The organism is Streptomyces sp. NPDC001493 (genome assembly GCF_053597235.1).
This window is the reverse complement of the sequence record NZ_JBSFHV010000007.1, coordinates 59127-73208: the sequence shown is the minus strand read 5'-3', so window position 1 is coordinate 73208 and position 14082 is coordinate 59127. Positions and strand designations below refer to the sequence as shown.

Sequence of the window (14082 nt, the reverse complement as noted above, 5' to 3'; positions counted from 1 at the left end):
ACATGACCATCCCGCAGAGCGTCCCCGCCCCCGGGACGCGCCCGGCCGCAGGCTCTCTCCCGAGCCGCGCCGAAACCAGGGAGCGGCTCTCCCGCACGACGTACGACCTCCTGGTGATCGGCGGCGGCATCCTGGGCATCTCCACCGCCTGGCATGCCGCGCAGTCCGGACTGCGGGTGGCCCTGGTGGACGCCGGCGACTTCGCGGGCGCCACCTCCTCCGCCTCGTCGAAGCTGCTCCACGGGGGACTGCGCTACCTCCAGACGGGCGCGGTGAAGCTGGTGGCGGAGAACCACTTCGAGCGCCGGGCCGTCTCCCGGCAGGTCGCCCCGCACCTCGCCAACCCGCTCACCTTCTACCTGCCGGTCTACAAGGGAGGCCCGCACGGGGCGGCCAAGCTCGGCGCCGGCGTCTTCGCCTACTCGGCGCTCTCCGCCTTCGGCGACGGCGTCGGCCATGTGATCAGCCCGCAGCGGGCCCGCCGGGAGGTGCCCGAGCTGCGTACGGACGGGCTGAAGGCGGTCGCGGTCTACGGCGACGACCAGATGAACGACGCGCGGATGGCCCTGATGACCGTGCGCGCGGCGGTCGCGGCCGGTGCGGACGTGCTCAACCACGCGGCGGTGACCGGGCTCCGGTTCACCCGGGGCCGGGTCACCGGCGCGGAGCTGGCCGACCGGGTCGACGGTACGGAGTTCGGGGTGGACGCCCGCCTGGTGCTGAACGCCACCGGCCCGTGGGTGGACCGGCTGCGGAGGATGGAGGACCCGGGCGCCGCCCCCTCCGTACGGCTCTCGAAGGGCGCGCACCTGGTGCTGCGGCGCACCGCCCCCTGGCGGGCGGCGCTGGCGACGCCGATCGACAAGTACCGGATCACTTTCGCCCTGCCATGGGAGGACATGCTGCTGCTCGGCACCACGGACGAGGTGTACGAGGGCGAGCCCGAGGACCTGGCGGTGACGGAGAAGGACACCGCGCAGATCCTGGACGAGGCGGCCTTCTCCGTCCGGGACCAGCAGCTCTCGCGCGACCTGATCACGTACTCCTTCGCCGGGCTGCGGGTGCTTCCGGGGGGTCCGGGCGACACCTCGACGGCCAAGCGGGAGACGGTCGTGACGGAGGGGCGCGGCGGGATGCTGTCGGTGGCGGGCGGCAAGTGGACGACGTTCCGTCACATCGGCCGCACCGTGATGGCCAAGCTGGCCGCGCTGCCGGGGCGTCCGCTGGGCGACGCGATGGAGCCGATGGACCGGCTGCCCAGGCGTCTGCCGCTGCCCGGGATCGCCAGTCCCGAGGCGGTGACGCACCGGCTGCTGGCGGACGGCGCCGGGTCCGGCCCCCGCATGGCGGCGGACACCGCGCGGCATCTGGCCACGCACTACGGCTCGCTCGCCTTCGACATCACCCGGCTCGCGGAGGAGGACCCGGCCCTCGCCCGCCGCATCCACCCGGACGCTCCGGAGATATGGGCGCAGGTGGCGTACGCGCGGGACCACGAGTGGGCCGAGACCGCCGACGACGTGCTGCGGCGGCGGACGACGCTGACGATCCGCGGGCTGGCCACCGACGAGGTGCGGGCCGGGGTCGAGTCGGTGCTGGCGGAGCGCGGCTGAGGGCCCGTCGGAGCGGGTCCGTGTGGCGGCGACCCTGCCATGTCGCCGCCACACCGCCGCAATGGAACGCGGCGACAGTGGAGGGCATGAAATTCTCCGTGCTCTCCCTCATCGGGCATGCCCCGCACCCGCTGACCGGCGAAATCCTCTCCCCCGCCGACCGATTCGCCGAGGTGATCGCGACCGCCTCGGACGCCGAGCGGCTCGGCTTCGACGCGTACGCCGTCGGCGAACGGCACGCGGGCGCCTTCCTCTCGTCGAGCCCGACCGTGGTGCTGGGAGCCGTGGCCGCGCGGACGACCTCCATCCGGCTGCTGACGGGGGTCACCGTCGTCGCGATCCTCGATCCGGTCCGGGTCGCCGAGGACTACGCCACCCTCGACCAGATAGCGCGCGGGCGGCTCGAACTGGTCGTCGGGAAGGGGGCCGAGGCCGGGCACTTCGCGCTCTTCGGGCTCGACGAGGAGCGGCAGTGGGACCTCCAGCAGGAGAAGTACGAGCTGCTGCGCCGGCTGTGGACCGAGGAGGGGGTCGACTGGGAGGGCGAGTTCCGCCCGCCGCTGAAGAACACGACCACCGTGCCGCGTCCGTACGACGGCGCTCCGCGCGTCTGGCACGGCTCGGCGACCAGCCTGCACTCCACCGAGCTGGCCGCCAAGCACGGCGACCCGCTCTTCACCGCCAACGCCATCCAGCCGAAGGCCGCGTACGCGAAGCTGATCGCGCACTACCGCGAGCGGTTCGAGGCGTACGGGCACGATCCGGCGGACGCCCGGGTGGCGGCCGGTTCCGGCGGGCTGCTGATCGCGGACAGCTCGCAGCAGGCGGTGGAGCGCTACAAGGATCTGTACGAGGCGCGGGTGCGGCAGTCCTTCCGGCCGCATCTGGAGGGGAAGGCCGGGTACAACACCCCGTTCCGGACGATCGAGGACGCCATCGCGGGCGGTCCGCAGCTGATCGGCAGCCCTCAGCAGATCATCGACAAGATCCTCGGTTATTACGAGGAGTACCACCACGATCTCCAGTCGATCACCGTGGACGGCCTCGGTCTGAGCCGTCCCGAGCAGCTGGAGACCTTGCAGCGGTTCGCGGAGGAGATCGCTCCGGTGGTCCGCAGGGAGGCCCCGACGAGCCTGTGGGAGTGATCCCGGCTCCGGGCGAAGGGGACGGGCGGGGCGGACCCTCATAATGGGGTTCAGACATCGGATGTCTGAACCCCGTCCGTACCCAGGAGGACCGTCATGGCTGTCACCGACGAGGCGATCGAAAAGATCAAGGGCATGATCGTCTCGGGTGCGCTCCGCCCCGGGGACCGGCTGCCCAAGGAGAGCGAACTCGCCGCGGACCTCGGGCTGTCCCGCAACTCCCTGCGCGAGGCGGTGCGCGCCCTGTCGCTGATCCGCATCCTCGACGTACGGCAGGGCGACGGCACCTACGTCACCAGCCTGGACCCCCAGCTCCTGCTGGAGGCGCTGAGTTTCGTGGTGGACTTCCACCGCGACGACACGGTGCTGGAGTTCCTCGCGGTCCGCCGCATCCTGGAGCCGGCCGCCACGGCCATGGCCGCCTCGCGGATCGGGGACGAGGAGCTCGACGCGCTCGCGGCGGAACTCGACGCGCTGGGCGAGGAGCCCTCGGTGGAGGAACTCGTCGCCGCCGACCTCCGCTTCCACCGGGGGATCGTCCAGGCCTCGGGCAACACGGTGCTCTGCTCGCTGCTGGACGGCCTGTCGGGGCCGACCACCCGGGCGCGGGTCTGGCGCGGACTGACCCAGGAGGACGCGCTCAGCCGCACCCTCCAGGAGCACCGCGCCATCCTGGCCGCGCTGCGCGACCGGGACCCGGAGGCGGCACGGGCGTGGGCGACGGTGCACGTGGCGAGCGTGGAGCAGTGGCTGCGCTCCACGCTCTGAGCGCTCGGGCCGGCTGCCGGTACGGTGCCCGGCAGCCGGCGGCCGGTCAGTCCCCGGCGGGGCGCAGCCGCAGGCCCTGCATCCCGCCGTCGACGGCGAGAGCGGTGCCGGTGACGGAGGCCGCGGCGGGGCTCGCCAGGTAGACGATCGCGGCGGCGACCTCGTCGGCCGAGACCAGGCGGCCGAGCGGCTGGCGGGCGTTGAGCGCGGCCCGTTCGGCCTCGGGGTCGCCGGCCTGGCCGAGCAGTCGTCCGATCCACGGGGTGTCCGCGGTACCGGGGTTGACGCAGTTGACGCGGACGCCCTCGCGGACGTGGTCGGCGGCCATGGCGAGGGTGAGGGAGAGGACCGCGCCCTTGCTCGCGCTGTAGAGGGCCCGCTGCGGCAGTCCGGCGGTGGCCGCGATGGAGCAGGTCTGGGTGATCGAGACCGCGCCGGGCCGCTCCTGGGCCGCGGCCCGCAGGTGCGGCAGGGCGTGCCGGGCCGTGCGGACCATGCCGAGGACGTTGATGTCCAGGACCCGGGTCCACTCCTCGTCGGCGTTGTCCTCGACGGTGCCGATGGAGCCGATGCCGGCGTTGGAGACCAGGGTGTGCAGCCCGCCGAACTCGGCTGCGGCGCGGTCGACGGCCGCGCGGACCTGGGCGTCGTCGGTCACGTCGGCCTGGACGGCGAACGTCCCCTCGGGCGCTCCGGTGGTGTCCCGGTCGAGCACCGCGACCCGGGCGCCGCGTTCCAGCAGCAGCGTGGCGACGGCGGCGCCGATGCCGGACGCGCCTCCGGTCACCAGGGCGGACAGTCCGTCGAAGTCCTTCGTACCGGTCATCGGCCGGCCTCCTCGTGGTCGGGGAGGGCCGCCCAGACGGGGCCCTCGGGGTAGCGGTGTTCGGCGATCGACGCGGGGAGCATCCGGGCCGAGAAGCCGGGGGTGCGCGGGGTGACGTACCGTCCGCCGGTCACGACGGCGGGCTCGGTGAAGTGCTCGTGCAGGTGGTCGACGTACTCGATGACCCGGTCCTCCCAGGTGCCGGAGACGGCCACGAAGTCGAACATCGAGAGGTGCTGGACCAGTTCGCAGAGTCCGACGCCGCCGGCGTGCGGGCAGACGGGTACCTGGAACTTCGCCGCGAGCAGGAGGATCGCGAGGTTCTCGTTGACCCCGGCGACCCGGGCCGCGTCGATCTGGACGAAGTCCACGGCCCCGGCCTGGAGCAGCTGCTTGAACACGACGCGGTTCGCGCCGTGTTCGCCGGTGGCGACCTTGACCGGCTGTCCGGCGCGGATGGCGGCGTGCGCGAGGATGTCGTCGGGGCTGGTGGGCTCCTCGATCCAGTGCGGGTCGTACGGGGCGAGGGCGCTCATCCACTCCACCGCCTCGGCCACGTCCCAGCGCTGGTTGGCGTCCACGGCGATCCGGACGTCGGGGCCGACCGCCTCGCGGGCGAGCTTCAGGCGCCGTACGTCGTCGTCGCGGTCCCCGCCGACCTTCAGCTTGATCTGGGTGAAGCCGTCGGCGACGGCCTCCTTGGCGAGGCGGACGAGCTTCTCGTCGTCGTACCCGAGCCAGCCGGGCGAGGTGGTGTACGCGGGGTAGCCCTGGGCCAGCAGCCGCTCGGTCCGCTCGGCGCGGCCCGGTTCGGCGGCACGCAGGATCTCCAGCGCGTCCTCGGGGGTGAGGGCGTCGGTGAGGTAGCGGAAGTCCACCAGGGAGACGAGCTCTTCGGGGGTCATCGTCGCCAGGAACTGCCAGACGGGCAGCCCGGCCGCCTTCGCCGCGAGGTCCCAGGCGGCGTTGACGACGGCCCCGGCCGCCATGTGCGCGACCCCCTTCTCCGGGCCGAGCCAGCGCAGCTGCGAGTCGTGCGTCAGCTCGCGGTACAGGTCCCCGAGGTCCGCCGCGGTGCGCGGCACGGGCCGGCCCAGCAGGTACGGCTTGAGGGTCTCGATCGCGGCGGCCATGACATCGTTGCCGCGCCCGATGGTGAAGCAGAACCCGTGGCCTTCGAGGGTGCCGTCGTCACCGGTGCCGGGGGCGTCGGTGCGGAGCACCACGTAGGCGGCGGAGTAGTCGGGGTCGGGGTTCATCGCGTCCGAGCCGTCCAGTTCTCGGGACGTCGGGAAGCGGATGTCGTGGACCTCGACGTCCGTGACGGTCTGACTCATGCGCGCCCCCAGGGCAATAACATCGGATCTCTACAGCGAACATCCGATGTATAGCGTCATACAAGCCTCTTCGTCCAGCCGCAGGAGAAATTTGGGGGCTCACAGCTCGGATGAATCCGGAGGCGGATGCCCCGATTCGATCGCTGCTGCACTTCGGCGATCGAGGTTCACCCGCCCGTGCAAAGGGGCTTCGGATGGGAATGCTCCAACCCGTAAGGTTGGTGCGTACGTATACGCAAGGGAACTTCGGAAGGAGGCCTGGGTGATCGAGCTCGAGGGTGTACCCGAGCTGATCGACCCGGTCATGGTGGCCGCGTTCGAGGGCTGGAACGACGCCGGTGACGCCGCCTCCACCGCGGTCGGACATCTGGACCGGGAATGGAAGGGCGAGGTCTTCGCGGCGCTGGACGCCGAGGACTACTACGACTTCCAGGTCAACCGCCCCACGGTGTGGCTGGACGGCGGTGTCCGCAAGATCACCTGGCCGACGACGCGACTCTCGGTGGTCCGCGTCGGTGGCGACAAGCCCCGTGACCTGGTGCTGGTCCGAGGCATCGAACCGTCTATGCGCTGGCGCTCGTTCTGCAACGAGCTGCTGGGCTTCGCCCACGAGCTGGGTGTCGAGATGGTGGTCATCCTCGGCGCGCTGCTCGGCGACACCCCGCACACCCGGCCGGTGCCGGTCAGCGGGGTCACCTCGGACCCGGACCTGGCCGCGACCATGGACCTGGAGGAGACGCGGTACGAGGGCCCGACCGGCATCGTCGGCATCCTCCAGGAGGCGTGCACCCACGCGGGGGTTCCGGCGGTGAGCCTATGGGCCGCCGTACCGCACTACGTCTCGCAGCCGCCCAACCCGAAGGCGACGCTGGCCCTGCTGAACCGGCTGGAGGACCTGCTCGGGCTGCGCATCCCGCTGGGCGAGCTGCCCGAGGACGCGCGCGCCTGGCAGATCGGTGTGGACCAGCTGGCCGCGGAGGACAGCGAGGTCGCCGAGTACGTACAGACGCTGGAGGAGGCCCGGGACACCGCCGAGCTCCCCGAGGCGTCCGGAGAGGCCATCGCCCGCGAGTTCGAGCGCTATCTGCGGCGCCGCGACCCCGGCCCGGGTCCGGGTCCCGGCCAGGCGCCCGGCGGGCACGCGACGGAGAGCGGCGACGCGCCGTACCTGCGGGACCCGGCGAGCGGCCGCACCCGCCCGCCGAAGCCGCAGCGCCCGGCGGAGCCCGGTCCGGGCACGGCCGGCGGAGGGTCCGAGGAGAAGAAGCCGTCGGACGACGACGGCGACGGCCCGGGTACGGACTCCGGCCCTGGTACGGACGCGGGCCCTGGTACGGACTCCGGCTCCCCCGACGGGGACAAGCCGGAGAGCTGAGACCCGCCCCCTGCTGTGACGGCAACGGCCCCGGTCCCCTCTTCTCGGAGAGGAAACCGGGGCCGTTGCCGTACGCGGATGCGTCCGGGTTCTGCGGGCCGACGACGTTCTGCAGGGCGACGGCACCGTTCCGCACGGCACCGTTCCGCACGGCACCGTTCCGCACGGCGCCGTTCTGCAGGGCGACGCCGTTTCTACAGGGCGACGCCCAGGAGCGCGTCGACGGTACGGGAGACGAGGCCGGGTGCGCCCTCGTCCGTACCGCCCTCGGAGTGCTGACGCTCGGCCCAGCGGTCCACGGCGGCCAGCGCGGTCACCGCGTCCAGGTCGTCGGCGAGGGCCTCGCGGACCTCTTCGACCAGGGCGTCGGCGGACGGGCCGTCCGGGCGGGAGACCGCGGCGCGCCACCGTCCGAGCCGGGCGACGGCGTCGGCGAGGACCTGGTCGGTCCACTCCCAGTCGCTCCGGTAGTGGTGCGAGAGCAGGGCGAGGCGGATCGCCGCCGGGTCCACGCCCTCGCGGCGGAGGGTGGAGACGAAGACCAGGTTGCCGCGCGACTTGGACATCTTCTCGCCGTCCAGGCCGACCATGCCGGCGTGGACGTACGCCCGGGCGAACGGGTGCTCGCCGGTCAGCGCCTGCGCGTGCGAGGCGCCCATCTCGTGGTGCGGGAACGCGAGGTCGGAGCCGCCGCCCTGCACGTCGAAGCCCATGCCGAGGTGGTCCAGGGCGATGGCGACGCACTCGATGTGCCAGCCGGGCCGTCCGGCTCCGAGGCTGCCGCCGTCCCAGCTGGGCTCGCCCTCACGGGCGGCCATCCACAGCATCGGGTCGAGGGGGTTCTTCTTGCCGGGACGCTCGGGGTCGCCGCCGCGCTCGGCGGAGAGCAGCCGCATGGCCTCCGCGTCGAGCCCGGAGACCTCGCCGAAGTGCGGGTCGGCCTCGACCGAGAAGTAGACGTCGCCCTCCAGCTCGTACGCCGCACCCGCGTCACGCAGGCGCTCGACGAGGGGCACGATGCCCGGTATGGCTTCGACCGCGCCGATGTAGTGCTTCGGCGGGAGCATCCGCAGAGCGGTCATGTCCTCACGGAACAGGGCGGTCTCGCGCTCCGCGAGTGCGGTCCAGTTCTCTCCGTCGCGCACGGCCCGCTCCAGCAGGGGGTCGTCCACGTCGGTCACGTTCTGGACGTAGTGAACCTGCCGCTTGGTGTCGAGCCACACGCGCTGTACGAGATCGAACGCGTTGTAGGTCGCCGCATGACCCATGTGGGTCGCGTCGTACGGCGTGATGCCGCAGACGTAGATGCGGGCGACGGGACCGGGGTCAAGGGTGATCCGTCCGCCGGTCGCGGTGTCGTGGATCCGAAGGTCGCGGCCCTTGCCAGGCAGGGCGGGGACCTCAGAAGCGGGCCAGGCATGCATGTCATGAGCGTAACCGGACGGAGGTTCCGGATACGAACCGGATGGCGAATCGTGTCCGAAGACGCATTCTTGACGGAATCGTCCGGCCCGGCTAGTCGGCGCCGGGCGCGCCGCGCCCGCACCGGTCCGCCGCACGAGAGCGCCACACAGGTCCGTAAGACAGGCCCGGACAAAACGTCCGTCAGACCGGCGGCCACGGGATGGCGGGCCACTGTCCGCTCGGCACCGGGTGCAGCCCGGTCGCCCGGAGCGCGGCGACCCGTTCGCGTACGGCGTCCAGCTCCGCCGGGGTGATGAGCCCGCCCAGCCGTCCGGACAGCGGCGCCCCCGCCTCCAGCTCGTCGGCGAGCCGGTCCAGCACCTCCACCGCCTCTGCGGTCAACGGCTCGCCCGCCCAGCCCCAGAGCAGGGTGCGCAGCTTGTCGTCGGCGTGGAAGGTGACGCCGTGGTCGATGCCGTAGAGCAGCCCGCCGGGTGCGGGCAGGAGGTGGCCGCCCTTGCGGTCGCTGTTGTTGATCACCGCGTCGAGCACCGCGAGCCGCCGCAGCCGGGCGTCGTCCGCGTGCACCAGCAGAGCGGTCTTCCCCTCGCCCACCTCGGCGAGGCCCACGGCCTTCCAGCCGTCCTCCGGCTCCTCCCCCTCGACGAGGGCGAGCATCGGTCCGGCGTCCGGCTCGGCGTCGATCCACAGCTGGCACATGCCCTCGCCGTACGGGCCCTCGCGCAGCACGGTGGGCGGGACGAGCCCCCAGCCGGTGGCCTCCGAGACCTCCCAGGCCGCCACCTCGCGCTGGGCGAGCGTGCCGTCGGGGAAGTCCCAGAGCGGCTGCTCCCCGGCGACGGGCTTGTACACGCACGGCAGTTCCACACCCTCGTGCGTGACGGTGCAGCGCAGGACCGCGTTGGAGGCGCCGGGCACGCGGCCGAGGACGGTGAGCCGTCCCTCGGTGAGCAGGGTGACCAGTTCGGCTGCGGTCGTCATGCCCCGCGCCGGTATCCGTTCTGACGCGGGCACACGTGTCCTTCCGGGTCGAGCGGCAGGCTGCACAGGGGGCACGGCGGGCGGCCCGCGGAGACGACGTCCAGGGCGCGCTTGGCGAAGGCCCGGGCCTGGGCGCCGCTGAGGCGCACCCGGAGCATCGGCGGGCCGTTCTCCTCGTCCTGGAGAAGCCTTTCCTCCGCCGCCGCGAGGTCGTCCTCGGTCTCGATGTCGATCTCGACGAGTGCCTGGGCCTCGACGATCATGCACTGCTCGTCGCCGTCCCAGGCCAGCGCCATCGTGCCGACCCGGAACTCCTCCTCGACGGGGGTGTCGAGCGGCGCGGTGTCGGCGACGGTCATCGGGGCGACCGCGGGGACCGGCGAGTTGCCGCCGGTGCGGCGGACGACCTCGTCCAGCAGTTCGTCGATCCGTTCCGCGAGCGCGGCGACCTGGGTCTTCTCCAGGGCCACGCTGGTGACCCGGCCGCCGGCGGACGCCTGAAGGAAAAACGTACGGCGTCCAGGCAGCCCGACCGTGCCGGCCACGAATCGTTCCGGCGGGTCGTAGAGGAACACCTGACGGGACACGTCCAGTTCTCCCTTGGGGAATCGGCGGCGGACGGGGTCTGACCCCCGCCGCCCGGGGACGGGTGCCGGGAGACCCTCGGACGGGCCGCCCACGGCCCGTCCACCCTATCGCCAGGAGCGATCACGGCGCCCCAGCGCCGCCCCCCACCTGGGCGTGCGATCCGTGGTCCGCGTCGTCGGCGGGGGTGGCGTCGGCGCCGAGTCCCTGCTCGCGCGGGGCGAGTCCTGCCAGGTCACCGGTGTCGCCGAGGCGCAGCAGGAAGGGGCGCAGCCGCGTGTAGCGGACGGCGGTGACCGAGCAGGGGTCGACGTGGATGCGCTGGAAGAGGTCCAGGTGCATGCCGAGGGCGTCGGCGACGACGGCCTTGATGATGTCGCCGTGCGAGCACATGACGTAGACGGCGTCCTCGCCGTACTCGGCCTCGATGCGCGCGTTCCAGGCCCGTACCGCGTCGACCGCGCGGTTCTGCATCGCGCGCATCGACTCGCCGCCCGGGAAGGCGGCGGCGGAGGGGTGCTGCTGCACGACCGACATCAGCGGCTCGTCGGAGAGCTCGGCGAGCTTGCGCCCGGACCAGTCCCCGTAGTCGCATTCCGAAAGGTCGTCCTCGACGTGCAGGGGGAGACCGGGGCGCGCGTCCAGCAGTGGCTGGAGGGTCTGCCGGCAACGCTGGAGGGGGCTGCTGACGGCGGCCACGAGCGGCAGTCCGGCGAGGCGGCCGGGCAGCCCGGCGGCCTGTGCGGCGCCGCGCTCGTCCAGCTGGACACCGGGGGTACGGCCCGCGAGCACCCCGGAGGTGTTGGCGGTGGAGCGTCCGTGGCGTACGAGGATCAGGGTGGGCATACCGGCCAGCCTAACGACCCCTCGCGCAGGTCCCGGGGTGGGGCGAAGGTGTGCTTTCGGCCGGGGCAGGGAAGAATGCGCGCCGTGATTGTCGACTGTGCCATCTACCGGGACGGGCGCCGGACGGACGGCCCCGACGACTTCTCCGACGCGCTGGACGAGGCGCGGGCCGTGGGGGACGCCTTCCTCTGGATCGGGCTGCACGAGCCCACCGAGGAGGAGTTCTCCCTGGTGACCAAGGAGTTCGGGCTGCACCCCCTCGCCGTGGAGGACGCGCTCAAGGCGCACCAGCGGCCCAAGCTGGAGATCTACGACGACTCTTTGCTCATGGTGCTCAAGCCGATCGCGTACGAGCCGGACGGCGACACGGTCAGCGCGGACGAGCTGATGGTCTTCGTGGGCGACTCGTTCGTGGTGACGGTCCGCCACGGCGAGAGCTCCCCGCTGTCGGACGTGCGGCGCCGGCTGGAGGCCCAGCCCGGGGTGTTGCGGCAGGGGCCGACCGCCGTGCTGTACGCCGTCAGCGACTCGGTCGTGGACCACTACATAGACGTGGCGGGCGAGCTGCAGATCGACCTGGAGGAGCTGGAGACCCAGGTGTTCGCGCCGAGCGGCAACGCCGAGTCCCAGCACACCGCGAGCCGCATCTACACGTTCAAGCGCCAGGTGATGGAGTTCCGCCGGGCCGCCGGGCCGCTGGCCGGGCCGATGACCCGGCTCGCGGGGACCGGGGTGCCGTTCGTGCACGCGGAGTCGCAGCCCTTCTTCCGGGACGTCGGCGACCACCTCACCCGCGCCAACGAGCAGGTCGAGGGGCTGGACCGGCTGCTGTCCGACATCCTCTCGGCGCATCTGGCGCAGATGGGGGTCCGGCAGAACGACGACATGCGCAAGATCTCGGCCTGGGCGGCGATGGCCGCCGTGCCGACGATGGTCGCGGGCATCTACGGCATGAACTTCGACCACATGCCGGAGCTCCACTGGGTGTGGTCCTATCCCGCGGTGATCGTCCTGATGGCCGGGGTGGTCTTCGGTCTGTACCGGCAGTTCAAGCGGCGCGGCTGGCTCTGACCGCACCGGTCCGGTGCGGCCGCCCCGGACCGGGTCCGGCTCTCAGGCGAACTCGGCGCCCGCGACGGCCGGTGAGCCGAGGGCGTCGCGGCGCTCGGGCTCGGCCAGGCTCACCATCCGGCGCCAGCCGGCCAGCCGCTCGTACGCGTACATCGCGTGGATCCCCGCAGCCAGGGCCGCCGCCTTCGGCCGGGGCCAGCCGAGGACGCGGCCCATGTGGGCCATGACGGCGAGGCTGACGTCGCGGTAGACCCTGATCTCGGCGAGGGCGCACTCGCGCAGGATGCGCTGGATCGTGCGGCCGTGGCCGGCCCGGGCGAGGCGGAGGAGTTCCTCGTGGCAGTAGGCGAGGTGGTTGTCCTCGTCGTGCGAGATCATCCGCACGGCGCGGCCGATGACGGGGTCGTCGGCGAAGTACTTGAGCAGCAGGCGCATCTGCTCGGAGGCCCGCTGTTCGGTGACCCGGCTGTGGGCCAGATAGGTGACGATGTCGCGCTCCGTGAGCGGTTCCTCGCCCTTGAGCCGCGCATGGGCGAGGCCGATCCCGTGGCGCTCCAGCAGCATCGTGTAGTCGGTGTCGGCCGGGACATCGGCGGCGGGCAGCCCGCGCTTCTTCAGCAGCGCGTTGAAGATCCGGCCGTGCTTGTCCTCGTCGGCACCGTGCCGGACGATCTTCGGGGCCAGGGCGCGCTGGCTCTCCGGTACGAGCGCGGCGATGCGGGCGTTCTCCCAGCCCCCCTGCGACTCACCGCTGGCGGCGATGGAGCAGAAGAGCCGGAACGACTCGTCGTCGTCGAGGATCTCCTGGAAGAGACTTTTTGCCGAGAGCATGACTGCCACCTCCGTACCGGTGTCCGCGCACAACGGCTTGCCCGTAGTTAAGAAGTCAAAGGCTCCAGGGCGCTCCGGGCAACCGGAGCGGGCGGCCGGCCACCGCCCGGGGCCCGCTCCGCCCGCTCCGGCCGGTGGCGGTTACTCGGCGGCGCCGGAGCGCTCCAGGGCCTCCGTACCGGCGCGCAGGGCGGCGATCCGCTCCTCCAGCGTGAATCCGGCCGGGGCGAGGGTGAGGGTGGTGACACCGGCCTCGGCGTAGGCGCGCATCCCGTCGGCGATCCGGTCGACCGGACCGAGCAGGGTGGTCTGGTCGATCAGCCGGTGCGGAACCGCGGCGGCGGCGCCGTTCTTGTCGCCGGCCAGGTACTTGTCCTGGATCTCGGCGGCCTCCTTCTCGTACCCCATGCGCTGGGCGAGCTGGTTGTAGAAGTTCTGCTTCCGGCTGCCCATGCCGCCGACATAGAGCGCCGTGTACGGCCGGAACATGTCCGCCAGCCCCTTCACGTCGTCGCCGACCGCCAGCGGGACGGTCGGGCAGACGTCGAAGCCCGCCAGCGGCAGCCCGGCCTTCTCGCGGCCCGCCCGCAGGTGCCGCAGCGCGGTCTCCTCCAGGTGTTCGGCGGACGGGAAGATCAGCAGGGCGCCGTCGGCGATCTCGCCGGTCTGCTCCAGGTTCTTCGGGCCGATGGCGGCGATGTAGAGCGGGATGTGCTCGCGCTGCGGGTGGACGGTCAGCTTGATCGGCTTGCCGGGGCCGCCGGGCAGCGGGAGGGTCCAGTGCTGCCCCTCGTACGTCAGGCGCTCGCGGGCCATCGCCTTGCGGACGATGTCGACGTACTCGCGCGTGCGGGCCAGCGGTTTGTCGAACTTCACGCCGTACCAGCCCTCGGAGACCTGCGGCCCCGAGACGCCGAGGCCCAGGCGGAAGCGTCCGCCGGAGAGGGAGTCGAGGGTGGCCGCGGTCATGGCGGTCATCGCGGGCTGCCGGGCCGGGATCTGCATGATCGCGGACCCCACGTCGATGGACTCGGTCTGTGCCGCGACCCAGGTGAGCACGGTCGGCGCGTCGGAGCCGTACGCCTCCGCCGCCCAGCAGACGTCGTAGCCGAGGCGGTCCGCCTCCTGCGCGACGGCGAGGTTGTCGGCGTCCATGCCCGCGCCCCAGTAACCGAGATTGATGCCGAGCCGCATATCCGCTCCCCTTACTGATCAGTAACGTCTCTGTGCGCCGGACTCTAGCGCGGTGGGACGCCGTCCGGCAGGGGCAGGGCCGCGC

At 72.4% G+C, this 14082-nt stretch carries 13 protein-coding genes; 5 read left to right on the top strand and 8 right to left on the bottom strand.

What is annotated here, in order from left to right:
* The first annotated feature begins 2 nt into the window (after positions 1-2).
* The 3 genes from ACWCWD_RS12865 to ACWCWD_RS12855 all read left to right on the top strand — a co-directional run bounded on the left by ACWCWD_RS12865 (position 3) and on the right by ACWCWD_RS12855 (position 3526).
* Positions 3-1613 carry an FAD-dependent oxidoreductase gene (locus tag ACWCWD_RS12865; RefSeq protein WP_450772465.1) on the top strand — a complete coding sequence of 537 codons (1611 nt, stop codon included), beginning with the start codon at positions 3-5 and terminating at the stop codon, positions 1611-1613.
* Between the two features lie 86 nt (positions 1614-1699).
* A complete protein-coding gene (locus ACWCWD_RS12860) occupies positions 1700-2758 on the top strand; it encodes an LLM class flavin-dependent oxidoreductase (protein ID WP_450772463.1) in 1059 nt (352 codons plus the stop codon).
* Positions 2759-2854: 96 nt separating this feature from the next.
* The gene (locus ACWCWD_RS12855) at positions 2855-3526 is read left to right on the top strand and encodes a FadR/GntR family transcriptional regulator (protein ID WP_327174859.1); all 672 of its coding nucleotides are present in this window, start codon (positions 2855-2857) and stop codon (positions 3524-3526) included.
* 46 nt (positions 3527-3572) lie between these two features.
* On the opposite strand, the gene ACWCWD_RS12850 is transcribed toward ACWCWD_RS12855, so the two are convergent.
* Together ACWCWD_RS12850 and ACWCWD_RS12845 are read right to left on the bottom strand one after the other, a co-directional pair.
* Positions 3573-4352, bottom strand: coding sequence for an SDR family NAD(P)-dependent oxidoreductase (locus ACWCWD_RS12850; protein WP_450772461.1), 780 nt, complete (start codon positions 4350-4352; stop codon positions 3573-3575).
* Positions 4349-5689 carry an enolase C-terminal domain-like protein gene (locus ACWCWD_RS12845; RefSeq protein ID WP_450772459.1) on the bottom strand — a complete coding sequence of 447 codons (1341 nt, stop codon included), beginning with the start codon at positions 5687-5689 and terminating at the stop codon, positions 4349-4351. The genes ACWCWD_RS12850 and ACWCWD_RS12845 overlap by 4 nt, the downstream gene beginning before the upstream one ends.
* Positions 5690-5951: 262 nt before the next feature.
* Here ACWCWD_RS12845 and ACWCWD_RS12840 point away from each other — a divergent pair, with 262 nt between their 5' ends.
* Positions 5952-7064, top strand: coding sequence for a PAC2 family protein (locus tag ACWCWD_RS12840; protein ID WP_450772458.1), 1113 nt, complete (start codon positions 5952-5954; stop codon positions 7062-7064).
* A gap of 194 nt (positions 7065-7258) precedes the next feature.
* Here ACWCWD_RS12840 and mshC read toward each other — a convergent pair whose 3' ends face one another.
* The 4 genes from mshC to ACWCWD_RS12820 all read right to left on the bottom strand — a co-directional run bounded on the left by mshC (position 7259) and on the right by ACWCWD_RS12820 (position 10901).
* Entirely contained in the window at positions 7259-8488 is a 1230-nt protein-coding gene (gene mshC, locus ACWCWD_RS12835) for a cysteine--1-D-myo-inosityl 2-amino-2-deoxy-alpha-D-glucopyranoside ligase (protein WP_450772456.1), read from the bottom strand.
* 181 nt (positions 8489-8669) lie between these two features.
* Positions 8670-9503, bottom strand: coding sequence for an SCO1664 family protein (locus ACWCWD_RS12830; protein WP_450772455.1), 834 nt, complete (start codon positions 9501-9503; stop codon positions 8670-8672).
* On the bottom strand, positions 9467-10057 hold the full coding sequence (locus ACWCWD_RS12825; RefSeq protein ID WP_450772453.1) for a DUF3090 domain-containing protein: 591 nt from the start codon (positions 10055-10057) through the stop codon (positions 9467-9469). The genes ACWCWD_RS12830 and ACWCWD_RS12825 overlap by 37 nt, the downstream gene beginning before the upstream one ends.
* 121 nt (positions 10058-10178) lie before the next feature.
* Complete coding sequence (locus ACWCWD_RS12820) at positions 10179-10901, bottom strand: histidine phosphatase family protein (RefSeq protein WP_450772452.1); 723 nt, start codon at positions 10899-10901, stop codon at positions 10179-10181.
* 75 nt (positions 10902-10976) lie between these two features.
* Between ACWCWD_RS12820 and ACWCWD_RS12815 the strand changes: the two genes are divergently transcribed.
* Entirely contained in the window at positions 10977-11972 is a 996-nt protein-coding gene (locus ACWCWD_RS12815) for a magnesium and cobalt transport protein CorA (RefSeq protein WP_450772451.1), read from the top strand.
* Between the two features lie 42 nt (positions 11973-12014).
* Here ACWCWD_RS12815 and ACWCWD_RS12810 read toward each other — a convergent pair whose 3' ends face one another.
* Both ACWCWD_RS12810 and ACWCWD_RS12805 read right to left on the bottom strand, forming a co-directional pair.
* Positions 12015-12803 (bottom strand): ferritin-like domain-containing protein, encoded by a 789-nt coding sequence (locus ACWCWD_RS12810; RefSeq protein ID WP_450772449.1) that lies wholly within the window; start codon positions 12801-12803, stop codon positions 12015-12017.
* Between the two features lie 141 nt (positions 12804-12944).
* Entirely contained in the window at positions 12945-13997 is a 1053-nt protein-coding gene (locus tag ACWCWD_RS12805) for an LLM class F420-dependent oxidoreductase (RefSeq protein WP_450772448.1), read from the bottom strand.
* Between the last annotated feature and the right edge of the window lie 85 nt (positions 13998-14082).

Excerpts from the sequence above, each read along its gene's own strand:
- ACWCWD_RS12865 (WP_450772465.1), top strand. The coding sequence starts at position 3 with ATGACCATCCCGCAGAGCGTCCCCGCCCCCGGGACGCGCCCGGCCGCA.
- ACWCWD_RS12860 (WP_450772463.1), top strand. The coding sequence starts at position 1,700 with ATGAAATTCTCCGTGCTCTCCCTCATCGGGCATGCCCCGCACCCGCTG.
- ACWCWD_RS12855 (WP_327174859.1), top strand. The coding sequence starts at position 2,855 with ATGGCTGTCACCGACGAGGCGATCGAAAAGATCAAGGGCATGATCGTC.
- ACWCWD_RS12850 (WP_450772461.1), bottom strand. The coding sequence starts at position 4,352 with ATGACCGGTACGAAGGACTTCGACGGACTGTCCGCCCTGGTGACCGGA.
- ACWCWD_RS12845 (WP_450772459.1), bottom strand. The coding sequence starts at position 5,689 with ATGAGTCAGACCGTCACGGACGTCGAGGTCCACGACATCCGCTTCCCG.
- mshC (WP_450772456.1), bottom strand. The coding sequence starts at position 8,488 with ATGCATGCCTGGCCCGCTTCTGAGGTCCCCGCCCTGCCTGGCAAGGGC.
- ACWCWD_RS12820 (WP_450772452.1), bottom strand. The coding sequence starts at position 10,901 with ATGCCCACCCTGATCCTCGTACGCCACGGACGCTCCACCGCCAACACC.
- ACWCWD_RS12815 (WP_450772451.1), top strand. The coding sequence starts at position 10,977 with ATGCGCGCCGTGATTGTCGACTGTGCCATCTACCGGGACGGGCGCCGG.
- ACWCWD_RS12810 (WP_450772449.1), bottom strand. The coding sequence starts at position 12,803 with ATGCTCTCGGCAAAAAGTCTCTTCCAGGAGATCCTCGACGACGACGAG.
- ACWCWD_RS12805 (WP_450772448.1), bottom strand. The coding sequence starts at position 13,997 with ATGCGGCTCGGCATCAATCTCGGTTACTGGGGCGCGGGCATGGACGCC.